Consider the following 17,394-nt stretch of genomic DNA (forward strand, 5'->3'; position numbering starts at 1 on the left):
GGGCATTGTAGAGGGGGTGGCCTTCAGAGGGCCTCTCCGGGCACGGGCCGCGAGGCGTGCGCCCGCAGGTGCCCCACCTTTTCTGACCTTTCGGCAGCGAGGCCGCGTGTTCTACTGCTGAACGTGCGCCGACTCGCCCTGTTCGTTTCCCGTCGTCCCTGGGCCGTGCTGCTCGTCTGGGCGCTGCTGGCCCTGCTCAGCCTGCCGTTCGCCGCCCGCGCCCCCGCCGCGCTGAGCGCCAGTCCCGGCACGCTGACGAATTCGGAAAGCGCCCGCGTGTCGGAGCTGCTGCGCGACAAGTTCGGCGAGACCGACACCAACACCGCCCTGCTGGTGACCCGCAGCGCGCCGGGCCTGGACACCGAGCAGGGTCGGGCGACCTACCAGCGCTTTGTGGACGGGCTGCGCGAGGTCGAGGGCGTGACCCGCGTTCTGCCCGCCCAGAGCGGCAGCCTGACCAGCCGGGACGCGGCGGGGACACGCGCCCTGACCGTCGCGCAGATTCCGCTGCAAGACGGGGGCAAGGAGACGCTGGCCCGCATCCGGGCCTACGTGCGCGAGGTGGACTCGCCCGCGCTGGACATCCGGGTGACCGGCGGGCAGGCGATTGCCGACGACTTTACCGAGTTCGCCGAGGCCGACACCAAGCGCAGCGAATTCGTGGCGCTGCCATTGATTGCCGTGCTGCTGCTGCTGGTGTTCGGGGCGCTGGTGGCGACAGGATTGCCGCTGGTGGTGGGCGTGCTGAGCATCAGCGTGGCGATGGCGGGCCTGTACTTCCTGACCACCGTGATGGAGGTGAGCACCTTCGCGCAGAGTGTGGTGACGATGCTGGGGCTGGGCGCGGGCATCGACTACGCCCTGCTGATGGTCAACCGTTTCCGCGAGGAACTGGGGCGGCGGGGCAGCTCTGCCGAGGCCGCCGCCCGCACGGTGGAAACGGCGGGGCGCAGCGTGCTGTTCAGCGGGGCCACAGTGGCGATTGCGATGGCGGGGCTGCTGCTGCCGCCGCTGTCGTTCGTGCGGTCCATCGGCATCGGGGGCGTGCTGGCGGTGGTGCTGACGGTGCTGGCGAGCCTGACCGCGCTGCCCGCCCTGCTGACGCTGCTGGGCGAACGGGTCAACGCGCCGCGCCTGCTGCGTTCCACCTGGGCGCAGTCGGCGGGGGCGTCGGCGGCGTGGACGGCGTTCGCCCGCCGGGTCACGGCCCGGCCCCTCGCCGCCGTGCTGCTGAGCACCGCCTTTTTGCTGCTGCTCGCCGTGCCCGCCGCCCGCATGAAGACCGGGTACGCCGGGGCCTGGGGGCTGGTGCCGGGCGTGGAAAGCCGCGACGCCCTCCAGGACGTGCGCGATATGGGGGCCGGCGGCCTGCTCAGTCAGTACGAGGTGCTGCTCGACCTGCAGGGCCAGCGTTACAGTCCCGACCAGAGCGCCAAGTTTCAGGCGGTGGTGGGCGACCTGCGGGCGCTGCCTGGGGTCCGGGCGGTGCTGAGTCCCTTTCTGACCCCCGCCGACCTTCAGGCGACGGGCGCAGGCAGCAGCGACACGCTGGGGGCGCTGAGTCTGCTCACCCAGCGGTCTTTTAGCCGTGACCGCACCTTCCTGCGGGTGACGGTGGTGCCGGACGACACGCTGCGGGCCGACCTCGCTCCGGCGTTCGAGGGGCGTCTGCGGGCCACGCTCGAACGCAGCGGTTACCGCTTCCTGCTCGGCGGCGCTCCGGTGGGCGGGCGCGAATTCGGCGAGGCGATTACGGACACGCTCCCGACGGTCATTCTGTCGGTGTTTGCCGGAACGTTCGTGCTGCTGCTGCTCGCCTTCCGCTCGCTGCTGATTCCGCTCAAGAGCATCCTGATGAACGCGCTGACGGTGGGCGCGGCGGCGGGGGTGGTGACGTGGGTGGTGCAGGAAGGCCACTTCGCCGGGCTGCTCGGGATTCCGGCGAGCGCGGGCGTGCTGGACTCCTCGCTGCCGCTGCTGCTGTTCGCGGTGATGTTCGGCCTGAGCATGGACTACGAGATTTTTCTGCTTTCCCGCGTGCAGGAAGAGCACCTTGCCGGGGCCAGCAACGACGAGGCGGTGGTCCGCGCCGTGGGGCACACCGCCCGCATCATCACCAGCGCCGCCGTCATCATGTTCATCGTCTTTACCGCCTTCATGTTCGGGCGCGTGGTCGCCACCAAGAGCGTGGGCCTGGGTCTCGCCGTCGCCGTCGTGCTGGACGCCACCCTGGTGCGGCTGGTGCTGGTCCCGGCCTTTCTCAAACTGGCCGGGCGCTGGAACTGGTGGCTCCCGGGCTGGCTGGACCGGCGGCTGCCGCACATCAAGCTGGAGCACTGACGCGGCTCAGGAACGGCCCGCCCGCGTGCGCCACAGAAAGCGCCCGACCAGCGCCAGCCCGGCGAAGGTCAGCCCCGCCGTCAGCCCGAACCACAGCCCCCGCGCCCCCAGCCCGGCGCCGAAGGCCAGCCACGAACCGAGGCCCAGGCCCACCACCCAGTACGCCACCAGCGACACCAGCAGCGGCATGCGGGTGTCCTGCAGGCCGCGCAGCGCTCCGTTGGCGGTGACCTGCAGGCCGTCCATCAGTTGAAACAGGGCGGCGATGCCCAGAAATCCAGTGGCAACGGCGAGCAGATTGGCGTTGGCCGGGTCGTTCACGTTGACGAACACGCTGAACACGGTGCGGGGCGAGAGCAGTTCCAGCGCGGCAAAAGCCAGCATGACGCCAGCGGACAGGCCCATGCCCACCAGTCCGGCGCGGCGGGCCTGGGCGACGCGGCCCGCCCCGGCTTCGTTGCCCACCCGCACCCCGGTGGCCGAGGCGATGCCCAGCGGCACCATGAACAGCGCGGTGATCGCCTGCATGGTCACGTTCTGCGCGGCCAGCACCTCGGGACCGAAGCGGGCAATCAGCAGGGTCGTCACGCTGAACATGCCGCCCTCGGCCCCCAGCGTCAGGCCGATGGGCCAGCCCAGCCGGAACAGCGCCCGGACCTCGTCCCCAACTGGCCCTTCCCCAACTGGGACTGTCTGACGCGCAGGCCCCACCCGGCGCCAGGCCAGCGGCCACAGCAACGCGGCCATGACCCACGCCGCCGACGCACTCGCGCCCGCCGCGCCCGCCAGCCCCAGCCGGGGCAGCGGCCCCCAACCGAAGGCGAGCGCCGGGGCAACCAGCGCCGCCCACCCCACCCCGGCGAGGGCCACCAGCGTCACCGGGCCGGGCTTGCCGGTGCCTTCCAGCGTGCCGCGCAGGGCGATAAACACGAGGTTCGGCAGCATCCCCAGCGAGTACACCCGCAGATACGTGGCGACCAGTTCGCGGTCCACTCCGGCGGGCGCGAAGTTCGGCAGGATGAAGGACAGCGCCCACATCAGCGGCAGCACGAGGGCCGTGAGCAGCGCCGCCAACCTCAGTCCGCCGCGCAGCGCCCGCACCACCCCGGCCCCGTCGCCCGCACCGTGCGCCTGCGCGACTCTGGGCGCCACCGAGAGCATCACCCCCACCACCATGATGAACATCAGGTAGTAGCTGGCGTTGGCATACGCGGCGGCGGCCAGTTCGCGTGCCCCCAGCCGCCCGATCACGGCGGTGGCGATCAGGGCCAGGGCGTTGGACGCGAACTGCGACGCGACCACCGGACCGGCCAGTTTGAGCAGCGCCCGCAGTTCGGCGGTGGTGGAGACGGTGGGTGGGGGCAGGGTCGTCATGGCAGGCCCGCCATCTTCGCATGTTTGTGTCTACCGGGGTTCTGCCCGGCCCGCCCCCAGTCAGCCCCCCGGGGTCAGCCTTCTTCCAGCGGATAGGTCCGCGCCGCCCGCAGCGCCAGCCCGATCAGGTACAGGTAAAAGACCCCCACCCCCAGAAACACCATCCACCCCGGAAAATTGCCGATGTCGGCCAGCGCGAAGGCTTCGGGGAACTCCAGCAGGAAGCCCTTGGGCACGCTGAGGTCGAGTTTGGCGAACCACGCGAGCAGCACGGCGGCGTAGATCCACAGGTAGTTGCGGTTGAGCCGCCAGCCCAGCGCGTCGTTGCGGGTCATGGGGCTACGCGGCTTGGCAAGTTCGGCCAGCAGCAGCTGGTGCCAGCCGGCGTCCACCTTGTCGCCCAGCATGGCAGGGTAAAAGAAGCGCTCCATGATCCTGACCCGGTGGTGGGCAATCTCGAAGGTGCGAAAGCGCCGGGCTTCCAGCCGCAGGAAAAAATAGTTCATGAACATGGCGAACAGAAAGGTCGCGTGGCTGTTGTTCACGTCCCCGAGGGCAAAACTGGCCAGGCCCGCCGTCGTGACCACCGACCAGTTGGTGGTCATGTCGAGCCGCTGGCGGTAGGCGGTCATCTTGCCGACCTCGGCGCGGTAAAGGTGAATCAGCGCGTTGGCCTGGTTGCCCGAATAGCTCACCTCGGTCAGTTTGCCTTCCCTGACCGCTCCTTCTCCGCCGCCCGTTCCGGGCATCAGCCCCGCTCCCGCGTCATGGGGTACAGGGTAACGCCTGTGTCCGGCAAGACCGCAAAAAACAGGAACCGGCCCGGGGCGGGCGGCTCCTGCTCAAGACGGAAAGGGCGGCTCAGAGCTTGTCGTCGGCGCGGCGCTCGACTTCGCGCACGTCGGCCTTCACGTCCTGCACGGCTTCGTGGGCGGTGTCTTTCACGTCGGCGGCGGTCTGCTCCGCTTTGGCCTTGGCGTGCCCCAGGCCACCCACGAGGTCGGTGTTGGCGTCGTCCATCTCGCGGCGGTACTCGGCCCCGTGCTGCGCGGCGCGGGCGCGGGCGGCTTCGGCCTCGGCGCGGTCTTTGGCGTTGTCGGCTTCGTCGCCCACACGCGCGGCGATGTCGTGGCCTGCGGCGCGGGCACGGTCAGCGAGGCTGTCCACTCCGGCTTTGGCGGCGTCGGCAATGTTTTCCAGCATGTTCTTCTTGTCGCTCATGGCCCCAGCCTGCGCCGCGCCGAAGCGGGGCCGATGAAAGGTGAGCCAAGGCGCCTTTGTTGAAGAGGTGGGGTTGAAGAGGTGGGGTTGAATGGGTGGGGAGGGTTGACCGCTCTCCGTTGCGGTCATACGGATTCCGCTTAATTCCTGCACAGTCGGGAAAGCGCCGCCTGTGCATCCATATCGCGTAACCCGTATTTTTTCCTACTCGCATCCGCTCTGCTGCGCAGCTTTGCAAGTCGGATTGAATCTGAAACTACCAGATTCAATCGGAATCCGTATCAGACGGTTGGACCTTTTGCCAAACAACACACAAAAAGCCCCCACCACGACGGGCGGGGGCTTTTTATATCCCGGCTTACTTCTGCGCGTGCACCACGAGCTTCATGGGGATGGTGACTTCGGGGTGGGCGCGGTAGGCAATGTCGTACTCGCCGATTTCCTTGACGGTCCTGGGCATGTCGATCTTGCGGCGGTCCACGTCGAAACCGAGCTGGTCGAGGCTGTCGGCCACGTCCTGGTGGGTGACGGCGCCGTAAATCTTGCCTTCGCCCGCGCGGACGCTCAGTTCCACGGCCACACCGTTCAGGCGGCTGGCGAGGTCTTCGGCCACGGCCTTTTCCTGCGCCTGGCGCTTTTCGATGGAGCGCAGCTGCGCTTCGAGGGTCTTCATGTTGGTGCGGGTCGCCGACACGGCGAGGCCCTGGGGAATCAGCCAGTTGCGGGCGTACCCGTCCTTGACGCTGACCACTTCGCCGGTCTTGCCCAGGCGGCTGGGTTCGAGAAGAATCACTTGCATGTCAAGGACTCCTTATTTCCGGACCAGTTTCTCGGTGTAGGGCAGCAGCGCGAGCTGACGCGCGACCTTGATGGTCTGCGCGATGCGGCGCTGGTGCTTGGCCGAGAGGCCAGTGCGGCGGCGGGGAAGAATCTTGCCGGTATCGCTCACGAAGCGGCGCAGCATCTTCACGTCTTTGTAATCGGTGATTTCCAGTTCCCCGATGGAGAACGGATCGACCTTCGGCTTGCGGGGGCGCTTGGGGCCCTTGCCGCGCGGCTTGCGTTCGCCGCTGTTTCCTTGCTGGGTCATGTTGGGTGTCCTTGGTGCAGCCGGAAGCCGGGGGCGCTAGGCCCCCAGACCTGTATTAAAAGGGCAGGTCGTCGTCTTCCGGCGGAAAATCGTCGAGACCTTGATCAATATCTAGGCCCCCCGAACGGCTCCCCGTGTTCGCCGCGCGGCTGGGTTGGCCCTGGCTGTTGCCGTAGCCGCCAGCTTGCGGGCGTGCAGCACTGCTCGCGGTCTGCGTGCGAGGTGCGGCAGGGGTGGCAGCGGAACCGGAGGCATTGGCCTGGCCCGCGCCTCGGGAAAGTGCTTCGACTCGCGTCGCCTCTACTCTTGTGCTGTTGCGCTTGTTGCCGTCCTTGTCGGTCCAGCCCTCGTTGACCAGCCTGCCCATGATCATGACGGGATCGCCGCGGCGAAGCTCCTTCATGTTCTCGGCGAGGTCGCGCCAGAGGGTGGCGTCGATGTAGTGGACCTTTTCCTGACGCTGTCCCTGACGGTCCTGGTACTGCTCGTTCACCGCCACGCTCAGGCTCAGCACGGCGTCGCCTGCGGGGGTGTAACGGATTTCCGGGTCACGGGTGACGTTGCCGATCACCATGACTTCGTTCATCGCGCCGCTCATGCGCACGCCACCACCCGCATCCTGAACCAGTTCGGGCTGGGTGCCGAGCTGTTCCATACGGAGGGCCTTGACGTTCACGGCGCTGCGCTTGCCGCCTTCGGGGGCTTCCCACTGGCGAAATTCCAGGGTGCCTTCAACCATCACGGCGTCGCCGCCCTTCAGGTTGCGCTCGGCCTGCCATTCGGCGGGCTTGCCCAGGATAGACACGCGGTGATACCAGGGCAGGTTGCGTTCACGGCCATCGTTGCCGACGATCCGGTCTTCGCCTGCGACGGTGGCTTCAAAAACGGCCATTCCGCTGCCGGTGTAACGAAGTTCGGGATCACGGGCGAGTGCGCCGATCAGAAAAACGTGGTTCATGCCTCGGGCCATAACAATTCTCCTTGGTAGCTGGCGAAATAACTAGAACTTGACATTGCTGGCGGACGGCCCTTGCGGGTTCACCACAGAGTAACAAGCAGAGACTATTATGTCAATGACATAAAAGGCTCAGGCCTTCTTGGTCTTCCACTCCGGGCGGTCCTTGACCACCAGGACGCGGCGGACGTTGTCGCGCAACCTAAGGCTGCTCGCGATGGCGGTTTCGGGGTTGCCCGAGGCCTTGATGGTGTACATCAGGTAGTAGCCTTCGCGGTCCTTGCCCACCTGGTAGGCCAGGCGGCGGTTGCCGAGGTCGTCGAGGTTGCTGATTTCAGCGCCCGCGCCGCGCACGGCGTTCTCGATGTAATCCTTCTCGATCTGCACCTGTTCGGCGCTGATGTTGGGGTTCAGGATCAGGTTGAGGTCGTACTGGTTCATGTTTCACCTCCTTGAAAAAGGGACTGTTCGCGGTTTCACGGCAAAAAGAACCTTCGCCGGACAGCGCAATTGGGAAGCTTACCAGAATCGCCCGGCAGATGGTAGGTGGGGAAGCACCCGCCTGCGTCCCACTCTTGCCTTCCGCTATCTGCCCTCAGCCTCCGCCACTTGGCCGATGCTCGGGGCCGAGAAGAGGCTTAGCCTGAAGGAATGGCCGCCCCTTCTCCCACCTTGACCGTATTGCGCACCTACCTGGGGCCGCTGAAAGGGGCGGTGGCGACCCTCGCCGCGCTGCTCATCGTCGGCACCGGCCTGAACCTGCTGCTGCCGCAACTCCTTTCGCGCTTCGTGGACAGCGCCAAACTTGGTGCCGGGGCGGATGTGGGACTGCTGGTGCGGCTGGCCGTCAGTTACATCCTGCTGGCGGTGGGCGTGCAATTGCTCAGCGCCGCCGCCACCTACCTGGGGGCGCAGGTGGGCTGGCAGGCCACCAACCGGCTGCGCGCCGACCTGATGGCGCACCTGCTGTCGCTGGACATGCAGGAACACAAGGAACGCACGCCCGGCGAAATGATCGAGCGCATCGACGGGGACGTGACGGCCCTGAGCAACTTCTTCTCGCAGTTCGCCGTGAGGGTGTTCGGGGCCGCGCTGCTGCTGACCGGCGCGGTGGTGATGTTCTGGCGCACCGACTGGCGGGTGGGGGCGGGCGTGACCGTCTTCGTGGCGCTGACCCTGTGGGCGATGAACCGGGTCCGCAAGGGCGGCGTGGAACCCACGCAACACGAACGCGAGGCGAGTGCGCGGCTGTTCGGGTACGTGGAGGAGCGCCTCGCCGGACTGGACGACGTGCGCTCGCTGGGCGCGGGGCCGTACCACCTGCGCGGGTTTCTGGCGGTGCAGCGCGACTTTTTCCACAAGTCGGTGCTGTCGTGGCGGCGGCGGGCGCGGGTGTGGCAACTCAGCATGGCGCTCTTTGCCGTGGGCTACGTGGCGCTGCTCGCCTCGGCGGTGGGCCTGTACGCGGCGGGGCTGATTACGCTGGGCACGGCGTTTGCCCTCTACCAGTACATGACGATGGTGGAAGAACCGATTGACCAGCTCACCAACCAGTTGCAGGACCTGCAAAAGGCGGGCGCGAGTCTGGTGCGCATCGGGGAACTGCTCTCTCTCCAGACGGCGCTGCCGGAAGGTAAGCGCGAACTGCCCCCCGGCCCGCTCGACCTGCGCTTTGAAGGGGTGGGCTTCAGCTACGGCGGCGCGGAGGCTGCGCCCGTGCTGCAAGACATCGGTTTCCACGTCCCCGCCGGGCAGACGCTGGGGCTGCTGGGGCGCACCGGCAGCGGCAAGACGACGCTGACCCGCCTGATTTCGCGCCTCTACGACCCCACGACGGGCGCGGTGCGGCTGGGCGGCGTGGACACGCGGGACGTGACCCTGGCCAGCCTGCGCTCGCGGGTGGCGGTGGTGACGCAGGACGTGCAGCTGTTTCAGGCGAGCGTGCGCGACAACCTCAGCTTTTTCGACGACCGCGTGACCGACGGGCAGGTGGAGGCGGCCCTGGCCGAAGTCGGCCTGAGCGAGTGGCTTTCGCGCCTGCCCGAGGGCGTCCGTACGCCGCTGCCTGCCGGAAGCCTGAGCGCGGGGCAGGCTCAACTGCTGGCCTTTGCGCGGGTGATGCTGCAAGACCCCGCCGTCATCATCCTCGACGAACCGAGCAGCCGCCTGGACCCCGCCACCGAAGCGCAGCTCACCGCCGCCATGACCCGGCTGCTCGCGGGCCGCACCGCCATCGTCATCGCGCACCGACTCGACACCGTGGCCCGCGCCGACCGGATTCTGGTGCTGGGCGCGGGAAAGATGCTGGAAGAAGGCGCACGCGCCGACCTCGCCCGCGACCCGCGCAGCGAGTACGCGCAGCTCTTGCGGGCAGGCCGGGAGGCGGAAGCGGTGCTGGCGTGAGGAAGTTCCTGTTACAGGACGGGGTGGCCCCCCCTCCCAGCCTCTGCAAGCAGCTCATACGAGTCCCTCACAAGGAGGGAGGAGCTAACGACAAGCCATCAGCCTTCTGCCATCCGCCTTCAGCCATCTGCCCGCAAAGGAACACCCCATGACCACTGCCCCCACCCCTTCCTCCACCTTCGCCCTCGCCAAGCGCCTGTTCGCCTATAACCCGGCGCTCTTCGGCGTCAATCTGCTGCTGTGGGGCGCGGTTCACGCTTCGCCCGCGCTGGTGACGCTCGCGGTGAGTCGCCTGTTCGGGCATCTGGAAGGCGCGGAAAACGCCGTGCCGAACGCTGTCGCGGCGGCGTGGGCGGCGCTGGGCTGGTTCGCGTTCGTGCGGGCGAGCCGTTTCGGGCTGTTCTACGGGGCGTTCCGGGCCTGGATAGAACTGTGGTACACGCTCGACGCGCTCATAAGGCGCAACCTGCTGGGCTACCTGCTGACGGCCACAGGCTCACGCCGCCTGCCCGACACGCCCGCCGAGGCGGTGAGCCGCTTCCGCGACGACGTGGACGACGTGGCGGGCTACACCGAGGTCTGGGTGGACGGCGCGGGCTTTCTGGTCTACACGCTGGTCGCCGTCACCCTGATGGCCCGGGTGGACCCGCTGATTACGGCGCTGGTGTGTGCGCCGCTGCTGCTGATGATTGTCTTCGTGCAGCGCCTCTCGCCCACCATCCGCACCTACCGCCGCCGGATGCGCGAGGCGACGGGCCGCGTGACCGACTTTATCGGGGAGACGTTCGGGGCGGTGAGCGCCGTCAAACTCGCCGGGCGCGAGGGGCAGATGGTGGCGCACCTGCGCTCGCTGGGCGAGACGCGCAAGGACGCGGCGCTGCGGGACGTGCTGCTCACCGAACTGATTCGCGGCGTGAACACCAACATGGTCAATATCGCGGTGGGGCTGGTGCTGCTGCTGGGGGCGGGGCGCGTGCGCGGCGAGGCGCTGAACGTGCAGGACTTCGTGCTGTTTATCGGCCTGCTGCCGAGGTTGACGGGCAGCATGGGCTTTTTCGGCGACGCGATTGCGAGGCACCGCCGCACCGGGGTCAGTTTCGAGCGCATGCACCGCCTGCTGGTGGACGCCCCGCAGGACGAAGCGGTGCAGCACCGTGACATTCACCTGCGCGGCGACTTGCCCGCCCTGCCGACTCGCCCCAGTGCGGAACCTCTGCGCGAATTGCAGGTGCAGCACCTCAGCGCCCACCACCCGGACGGCAGCGGCGTGGACGACGTGAATTTCACGCTCAGGCGCGGCGAATTCGTGGTCGTCACCGGGCGCATCGGCAGCGGCAAAAGCACCCTGCTGCGGGCCGTGCTGGGCCTGCTGCCGCGTGACGGTGGGCAGGTGTTCTGGAACGGGCAGGAAGTGGCCGACCCCGCTTCCTTTTTCGTGCCGCCGCGCAGTGCGTACACGGCGCAGCTTCCCAACCTCTTTTCCGACTCGCTGCGGGACAACGTGCTGAGCGGCGCGGACGCGGCCCGCCTTCCGCTGGCGGTGCGGCTGGCGCGGCTGGACTCCGACCTCGCGCAGTTGCCCGAAGCCGAGCAGACGCAAGTGGGCGCACGCGGCGTCAAGCTCTCGGGCGGACAGGTGCAGCGCACGGCGGTGGCGCGAATGCTGGCGCAACAGGCCGACCTGCTGGTGTTCGACGACGTGTCCAGCGCGCTTGACGCCCGCACCGAAGCCGAACTGTGGGACGGCCTCTTTTCCGAACTGGACGCCACCTGTCTGGTCGTCTCGCACCGCCGCGCCGCCCTGACCCGCGCCCACCGCATTCTGGTGATGGAAGGCGGGCGGGTGACGGCGGAAGGGACGCTTGCCGAGTTGCTGGAAACGAGCGCGGAAATGCGGGCGCTGTGGGCGGAGGAGGAATGATACGGATTCCGCTTAATTCCTGCACAGTCGGGAAAGCGCCGCCTGTGCATCCATATCGCGGAATCCGTATTTTTTCCTACTCGCATCCGCTCTGCTGCGCAGCTTTGCAAGTCGGATTGAATCTGAAACTACCAGATTCAATCGGAATCCGTATGATCCGCTTCCGAACCCTCTCGCACTCACCCAGGCACAGCACCCGAATGGCGGCTCCACGTCGTCGAGAAGCCGATGTTCTCTCCCTCGCCGTGCGTCGCAGCTTTGCCCGTCCGCTTCTGAACAAGAGATCAGAGGCGCTATTTCTCTCTCAGACCCGGATCAGATCGCGTCGAGGACGTCCTCCAGGACCAGTTTCCAAAGATCGAAGGTGTCTTCCATGTTCTTGTAAGTCACCCCGAAATCCAGATTGACATCCATCTGGAGGTTGAGATCCCCATCGCTGTCGATAAACAGCTTGCCGAAGCGCTTGTCGGCGTTCCACTGGTTGACCTCGGCCGCGGTCAGCCGTTTGCCGATCCAGTAGGTCGCGAACTGGATACTGGTGCAGTTTTTCTTGTTGGAGTCGCAGCCGTAAAAGTACACCGAGTATTCCTGGCCGCCGATGCGCCCGGTGATCTTGGGTGAACCGGTAGCAGACGACGTTCCGAGCGAAGCCGACCCGAACCCGCGTGCGATCCCCACCAGTTCCGTGGTCGAGGTGCCGGTAACGAGGGACTGGGCGGATTGGGCGGACGCGGGAACGCCGAACAGAACAGCCAGACCGAGAGCAGCAGAACGCTTCATAGGACCTCCTGTCGATTCTCCGGAACGCCCGGAGTCCACCTGGGTATGTCCTATTGTAATATTTCTCGCTTTCTCAGTCAATGGTGGGGCCGGGACCTGCCGGTGTTCTAGCCACCGACGTTCCAGGGGTCAGGCGCCGGGCCAGGTGGGGCAAGCGTACCGCCCCCCACCCTCCCTCCCGCCGCCGCCATGCCACACTGACTCCCGATGCCGGATTACGACCTGATCGTCATGGGCGCGGGCCACAACGCGCTGGTGACTGCTGCCTACGCCGCCCGGGCGGGCCTGAAAGTCGGCGTGTTCGAGCGGCGGCACCTCGTCGGCGGGGCGGTCAGCACCGAGGAACTGGTGCCCGGTTACCGCTTCGACTACGGCGGCAGCGCCCACATCCTGATTCGGATGACGCCCATCGTGCGCGAGCTCGAACTCACGCGGCACGGGCTGCATTACCTCGAAGTGGACCCCATGTTTCACTGCTCGGACGGCGAAACGCCCTGGTTTATTCACCGCGACCCCGCCCGAACCATCCGTGAGTTGGAAGAAAAGTTTCCGGGGCAGGGCGACGCCTACGGGCGCTTTCTCGACGATTGGACACCCTTCGCGCGCGCCGTGGCCGACCTGTTCAACTCGGCGCCGGGGCCGCTCGACCTGGGCAAAATGGTGATGCGCAGCGGCCAGGGCAAGGACTGGAACGAGCAGCTCCCGCGCATCCTGCGGCCCTACGGCGACGTGGCGCGCGAATACTTCACCGACGAGCGCGTGCGGGCGCCGCTGGTCTGGATGGCGGCCCAGAGCGGCCCCCCGCCCTCGGACCCGCTCAGCGCCCCTTTTTTGCTGTGGCACCCGCTGTATCACGAAGGCGGCGTAGCCCGGCCCAAAGGCGGGAGCGGTGGGCTGACCAAAGCCTTGCGCCGGGCCATCGAAGCCGAGGGCGGCGAGGTCTTCACCGACGCGCCCGTCAAAGAAATTTTGGTCAGGGACGGCCAGGCGCAGGGTATCCGGCTGGAGAACGGCGAGACGTACACCGCCCGCGCCGTCGTGTCGGGCACGCACGTCCTGACCACGGCTGCCGCGCTGCCCGACGAATACGTCCCCGCCGCCGCCAAAAATGTGCGCGTGGGCAACGGCTTCGGCATGATTTTGCGTCTGGCCCTGAGTGAAAAGGTCAAGTACCGCCACCACACCGAACCCGACTCGCGCGTGGGCCTCGGCCTGCTGGTCAAGAACGAACGCCAGATTATGCAGGGCTACGGCGAATATCTGGCCGGACAGCCCACCACCGACCCGCCGCTGGTCGCCATGAGTTTCAGCGCGGTGGACGACTCTCTCGCTCCCCCGCAGGGCGACGTGTTGTGGCTGTGGGCGCAGTATTACCCCTTCGAACTCGCCAGCGGCTCATGGGAAACGCGCACCGCCGAGGCGCGGGAAAACATTCTGCGGGCCTTCGAGCACTATGCCCCCGGCACCCGCGACACCATCGTGGGCGAACTGGTGCAGACTCCGCAGTGGCTCCACGACCATCTCGGCCTACACCGGGGCAACGTGATGCACCTGGAAATGTCCTTCGACCAGATGTTTTCCTTCCGCCCCTGGATGAAGGCGAGCCAGTACCGCTGGCCGGGCATCAGGGGGCTGTATCTCACCGGCGCGAGCACCCACCCCGGCGGCGGCATCATGGGCGCGAGCGGGCGCAACGCGGCGCGGGTGATTGTCAAAGACCTGACGCGGCGAGGCTGGCGGTGAGGAGAACGGGGGCCGGAGTCGCGGTGCTGCGCGGCGAGGACGTGCTGCTGATACGCCGCAGCGACAACGGCTTATGGGACGTTCCGGGCGGGGGGAAGCACCTTCTGGAAACGCCCGCTCAGGCAGCCCGCCGCGAACTGCGCGAGGAAACGGGGCTGAGTGTCGGTGGGCTGCGGCCCCTCGGCGTCTGGGAACATCGCCACACCTACCCAGACGGGAATGTGGTGGACTGGACGACACACGTCTTTACCGCCGCCTATACAGGAGGCACAGCCCAGGCCCAGGACGACGCAGCCGAAGCGCGGTGGTGGCCCCTGGACAATCTCCCCACCGCCCTGTCAGAAGTCACCCAGAGCTACCTCACAGCGCTAAGGGCACTTCGTTGATTCCCCCCCAACTCCTGCGCTGGGGCCTCGCCTTTGCCGCGCTCGGCCTCGCCTTTCTGGGAGCGCTCCTGGTGATGAGAGGCGGCGATTTCGGCTGGAGACTGATTGCGCTGGGGCTGCCGCTCTCCGGCATCATGGCGCTGGCAGGAGACGCGCTGGGCGGGGATTTTAGCGCCACTCTGGCGAAGCGCTGGCGTGCCCTGTTGACCCACACGGCACCCTGGCTGTGGTGGCTGGCCCTGTCGGTGGCCCTCAAAATCCCTGTTCCGCTGTGGCCGGAGGGCTTTTCGCTGCTGGGCCTCCTCAGCACGGCGGCCCTGTTCGCCTCGGCCCTGACGTTCGCGGCGGGGCGGGTGGGCTGGGCGCGGGCGGGGGCTATGGCGGTGTTCGCCTGCCTGACCGGGCTGGGCGTCGAAGTGCTGGGCAGTCAAACCGGGATTCCCTTCGGGCAGTATTCCTACGCCACGTCGCCGCCGCCGACCATCTTCACCGTGCCGCTCATCGTGCCGCTGGGCTGGTTCGCTTTCACGCTGGCGGGGCTGCTGCTCTCGGGCGGGCGGCCCTGGCTGGCGGGGCTGCTCATCATGCTCTGGGACGTGGGGCTAGAGCCGCTGATGACCGCGCAGCGCTACTGGCGCTGGAGCGACCCCCAGCCGCTGTGGGCAGGCGCACCCCTCCAGAACTTTCTGGGCTGGTGGGCGGTGGGCACGGCGATTGCCTGGGGCATGAAGCGTCTGGCGCCGGGGCTGTTCGCGGCGAGCAAGGAGCACGGAAAAGAAGGCTTTTCCCCGTCATTTTCGCTGGCCTACTTCACCGAGGCTTTTTTTCTGCCGGGCGGACTGGTGCTGGTCGGGCGGCTGGCGGAAGCGGCGGTTACCCTCGCGGCGATGATGCTGGGGGCGCTGCTGGCGCGGGCGGTGCGGCGTGGCCGTTAGGCAGGACTGGGCGGGCGACATGGTGCGCGGCAGCATTCGCCGCAGCCTGCGCACGGACCTCGCCGGGGTGTTCGTGACCGGGCCTTTGCCGCCGGGCGGCGCGGTGCTGGCCCCCAACCACCAGTCGTGGTGGGACGGTTACCTGCTGGCCGAACTCGCCTGGCAACTCGGGCAAGACTGCCGGGTGATGATGACCGAGCGGCAACTCGCCCGCTTTCCTTTTCTGCGGCGGGCGGGGGCCATGGGCACCGGAGAAGTCCGCGCCGCCGTGCGCCATGCCCGGAGCGGCGGCTGGGTCGTCGTTTTTCCCGAAGGAGCGCTGCAACCGCCCGGGCCACCCGGACCCCTGCACCCCGGCGCGGCGTGGATGGCGCGGCAGGCAGGCGTGCCCCTCGTTCCCGTCGGTCTGCGGGTGCTGGTGCGCGGGGCGCAAAAGCCCGAAGGATTCGTGCGGTTCGGGGTGGCCGCTTCTCCTGCCGAGCTGCCGGGTGCCCTGGGCCAGACGGTGGCCCGGCTGGACGCCGACCTACAAGCCGCCGACCCCGACGCTCCCCCCGCCGGGTACCTGCGCTGGGTGCGCGGGGCGGCGAGCGTGCATGACCGGCCCGGACTCCCCGCGCGGCTGCTCACCCGGCTGACTGGAGACCGATGAAGCTTTTTGCCTTCCTGTACCACACCCTGACCGGCGGCTTTCTGGCCTACCGCGTCCTGATGCTGCTCATCAACGCCGCCACCTTCCCCCGCCTGCGCCCGCAGTCCGCAGCGCCCGGCGTGCGCGTGTCGCTGCTCGTTCCTGCGCGGGACGAGGAGGCCAACCTGCGGCGGAACCTGCCCGGCCTGCTGGCCCAGGGCGCGGCAGAGGTGCTGGTGCTGGACGACGGTTCACGCGACGGCACCGCCGAGACAGCGCGGCAACTCGGGGCGCGGGTGCTGACGGGCGAGCCGCTGCCGCCCGGCTGGGTGGGCAAGACATGGGCCTGTCAGCAACTCGCGCAGGCGGCCAGCGGCGACGTTCTGATTTTTACCGACGCCGACGTGACCTGGCACCCCGGTGCCCTGGGCGCAGTCCTGGCGCAGCTTCGGCACTCGGGGGCTGACCTGCTGAGCGTGTGGCCGCGTCAGCGCAACGTGACCCCCGGAGAGCGGCTGCTCACCCCCCTGGCCGAGCTTCCCCTGATCGCCCTGTTTCCGTTGCCGCTGCTGCGGTTTCCCGTTCCCGCCGCCAGTGCCGCCAACGGACAGGTGATGGCCTTTCGCCGGGCGTCTTACTGGCACCTCGGCGGGCACGCGGCGGTGCGCGGCGAGGTGCTGGAAGATGTTCGTTTTGCCCACCGGCTGCGCCGGGCAGGGGGCAATCTCTCGCTCGCGCTGGGGCAGGAATGCATCAGCGTGCGGATGTACCGCTCCTACCCCGACTCGGTGCAGGGCTTCGGCAAGAACCTGCTCGCGGTGCACGGCGGCCACCGTGCGCTGCTGGCGCTGTCGTTCGCCTTCGTTCTCGCCAGCTACACGGTGCCCTGGCTCGGGCCGGTGCCGGGGGCGCGGCGGCTGCGGCTGGCGAGCGTGGCCGAGCGTCTCGTCACCAACCTGATTGCCGGGCGCCGCCAGCCCGCCGACCTCGCCGAGGGGCTGCTCGGCCCGCTCACGCCGCTGCTGATGCTGCCGGTCTATCGCCGGGCGCTGCGGCGGCAGGTGACCTGGAAGGGGCGCGAGTACCGTCAGTGACGGCGCACCGCTATGCTGGTTCCATGACGTTTTCCGCTGGCGACGCCTCCCCGCCCCCCCAGCGCGGCCCGCTTGCCAACCAGGTGATCGCCGTGACCAGCGCCGACCAGGGCTATGGCCGCCCCATCGGCACCGCACTCGCCCACGCGGGAGCCAGCGTGGTTCTGGTGGGGACCGCGCCCGAAACCCTCGCCGCCATCGCCAGCGGCATCGAGCAGCAGGGCGGGCAGGTCATTCCCCTGGCCGCCGACGTGTCGGTGCCGCTCGACTGCATCAGCGCCCTCGGGCGGATTCTGGACATCTACGGAGAACTGCACGGCGTGGTGCATCTGGCCGACCGCCGGGCGCACTCCAACTTTCAGGACCTCAGCGAGAACGAGTGGATGGAGCTGTTCAACACCAACGTCAAGAGTACGGTGGCTCTGACCCAGGTGCTGCGCCGCCGGCACCCACACACCTGGGTCACGGTCGTGGGGCCGCACCGCGACGAAGCTGGGTTGCAGGCCCAGCCACAGCGCGGA

17 protein-coding genes (1 of these 17 running past the window's edge) are annotated in these 17,394 nt (G+C 68.0%); 9 read left to right on the forward strand and 8 right to left on the reverse strand.

The window, feature by feature from the left end; translation table 11 throughout:
- The first annotated feature begins 123 nt into the window (after positions 1–123).
- Positions 124–2,340 carry an MMPL family transporter gene (locus tag G6R31_RS11030; RefSeq protein ID WP_017871247.1) on the forward strand — a complete coding sequence of 739 codons (2,217 nt, stop codon included), beginning with the start codon at positions 124–126 and terminating at the stop codon, positions 2,338–2,340.
- A gap of 6 nt (positions 2,341–2,346) precedes the next feature.
- On the opposite strand, the gene G6R31_RS11035 is transcribed toward G6R31_RS11030, so the two are convergent.
- The 7 genes from G6R31_RS11035 to rpsF form a co-directional block, all read right to left on the reverse strand.
- Positions 2,347–3,714, reverse strand: a complete 1,368-nt coding sequence (locus tag G6R31_RS11035; RefSeq protein WP_017871246.1) for an MATE family efflux transporter — start codon at positions 3,712–3,714, stop codon at positions 2,347–2,349.
- A 74-nt stretch (positions 3,715–3,788) separates the two neighbouring features.
- Entirely contained in the window at positions 3,789–4,463 is a 675-nt protein-coding gene (locus G6R31_RS11040; RefSeq protein ID WP_017871245.1) for a DUF2270 domain-containing protein, read from the reverse strand.
- 112 nt (positions 4,464–4,575) lie between these two features.
- Positions 4,576–4,935, reverse strand: a complete 360-nt coding sequence (locus tag G6R31_RS16785; protein ID WP_017871244.1) for a hypothetical protein — start codon at positions 4,933–4,935, stop codon at positions 4,576–4,578.
- 358 nt (positions 4,936–5,293) lie between these two features.
- A complete protein-coding gene (rplI, locus tag G6R31_RS11050) occupies positions 5,294–5,734 on the reverse strand; it encodes a 50S ribosomal protein L9 (RefSeq protein WP_017871243.1) in 441 nt (146 codons plus the stop codon).
- A 12-nt stretch (positions 5,735–5,746) separates the two neighbouring features.
- Positions 5,747–6,025, reverse strand: coding sequence for a 30S ribosomal protein S18 (gene rpsR / locus G6R31_RS11055; protein WP_010886749.1), 279 nt, complete (start codon positions 6,023–6,025; stop codon positions 5,747–5,749).
- 55 nt (positions 6,026–6,080) lie between these two features.
- Positions 6,081–6,995, reverse strand: coding sequence for a single-stranded DNA-binding protein (locus G6R31_RS11060; RefSeq protein WP_025568063.1), 915 nt, complete (start codon positions 6,993–6,995; stop codon positions 6,081–6,083).
- Between the two features lie 117 nt (positions 6,996–7,112).
- A complete protein-coding gene (gene rpsF / locus G6R31_RS11065; RefSeq protein WP_017871241.1) occupies positions 7,113–7,421 on the reverse strand; it encodes a 30S ribosomal protein S6 in 309 nt (102 codons plus the stop codon).
- A 210-nt stretch (positions 7,422–7,631) separates the two neighbouring features.
- On the opposite strand from rpsF, the gene G6R31_RS11070 reads away from it, so the two are divergent.
- Both G6R31_RS11070 and G6R31_RS11075 read left to right on the forward strand, forming a co-directional pair.
- On the forward strand, positions 7,632–9,383 hold the full coding sequence (locus G6R31_RS11070; protein WP_017871240.1) for an ABC transporter ATP-binding protein: 1,752 nt from the start codon (positions 7,632–7,634) through the stop codon (positions 9,381–9,383).
- 148 nt (positions 9,384–9,531) lie between these two features.
- Complete coding sequence (locus G6R31_RS11075) at positions 9,532–11,304, forward strand: ABC transporter ATP-binding protein (RefSeq protein WP_017871239.1); 1,773 nt, start codon at positions 9,532–9,534, stop codon at positions 11,302–11,304.
- Between the two features lie 315 nt (positions 11,305–11,619).
- Here the strand turns inward: G6R31_RS11075 and G6R31_RS11080 are convergent, their stop codons facing one another.
- Complete coding sequence (locus tag G6R31_RS11080; protein WP_017871238.1) at positions 11,620–12,084, reverse strand: YbjN domain-containing protein; 465 nt, start codon at positions 12,082–12,084, stop codon at positions 11,620–11,622.
- 207 nt (positions 12,085–12,291) lie between these two features.
- On the opposite strand from G6R31_RS11080, the gene G6R31_RS11085 reads away from it, so the two are divergent.
- The 6 genes in view from G6R31_RS11085 to G6R31_RS11110 are tightly spaced (at most 23 nt apart) and all read left to right on the forward strand, a layout consistent with a single transcriptional unit that may run on beyond the window.
- Positions 12,292–13,827 (forward strand): phytoene desaturase family protein, encoded by a 1,536-nt coding sequence (locus G6R31_RS11085; protein WP_017871237.1) that lies wholly within the window; start codon positions 12,292–12,294, stop codon positions 13,825–13,827.
- Positions 13,824–14,213: an NUDIX domain-containing protein gene (locus G6R31_RS11090; RefSeq protein WP_081608312.1), complete on the forward strand. Its 390-nt coding sequence runs from the start codon at positions 13,824–13,826 to the stop codon at positions 14,211–14,213. The genes G6R31_RS11085 and G6R31_RS11090 overlap by 4 nt, the downstream gene beginning before the upstream one ends.
- Entirely contained in the window at positions 14,210–15,148 is a 939-nt protein-coding gene (locus tag G6R31_RS11095; protein ID WP_017871235.1) for a carotenoid biosynthesis protein, read from the forward strand. The genes G6R31_RS11090 and G6R31_RS11095 overlap by 4 nt, the downstream gene beginning before the upstream one ends.
- Positions 15,149–15,167: 19 nt before the next feature.
- Positions 15,168–15,800, forward strand: a complete 633-nt coding sequence (locus G6R31_RS11100) for a 1-acyl-sn-glycerol-3-phosphate acyltransferase (RefSeq protein ID WP_017871234.1) — start codon at positions 15,168–15,170, stop codon at positions 15,798–15,800.
- Positions 15,797–16,873 carry a glycosyltransferase family 2 protein gene (locus G6R31_RS11105; protein ID WP_017871233.1) on the forward strand — a complete coding sequence of 359 codons (1,077 nt, stop codon included), beginning with the start codon at positions 15,797–15,799 and terminating at the stop codon, positions 16,871–16,873. Before G6R31_RS11100 ends, G6R31_RS11105 begins: the two co-directional genes overlap by 4 nt.
- A 23-nt stretch (positions 16,874–16,896) precedes the next feature.
- Positions 16,897–17,394, forward strand: the 5' portion of a protein-coding gene (locus G6R31_RS11110; protein WP_017871232.1) for an SDR family NAD(P)-dependent oxidoreductase. The gene runs 213 nt beyond the window's last position; 498 of the gene's 711 nt are visible here — the first part of the coding sequence; its start codon is at positions 16,897–16,899; its stop codon lies off the right edge, out of view.

It is taken from the genome of Deinococcus wulumuqiensis R12 (assembly GCF_011067105.1).
Classification (GTDB): Bacteria; Deinococcota; Deinococci; order Deinococcales; family Deinococcaceae; genus Deinococcus; species Deinococcus wulumuqiensis.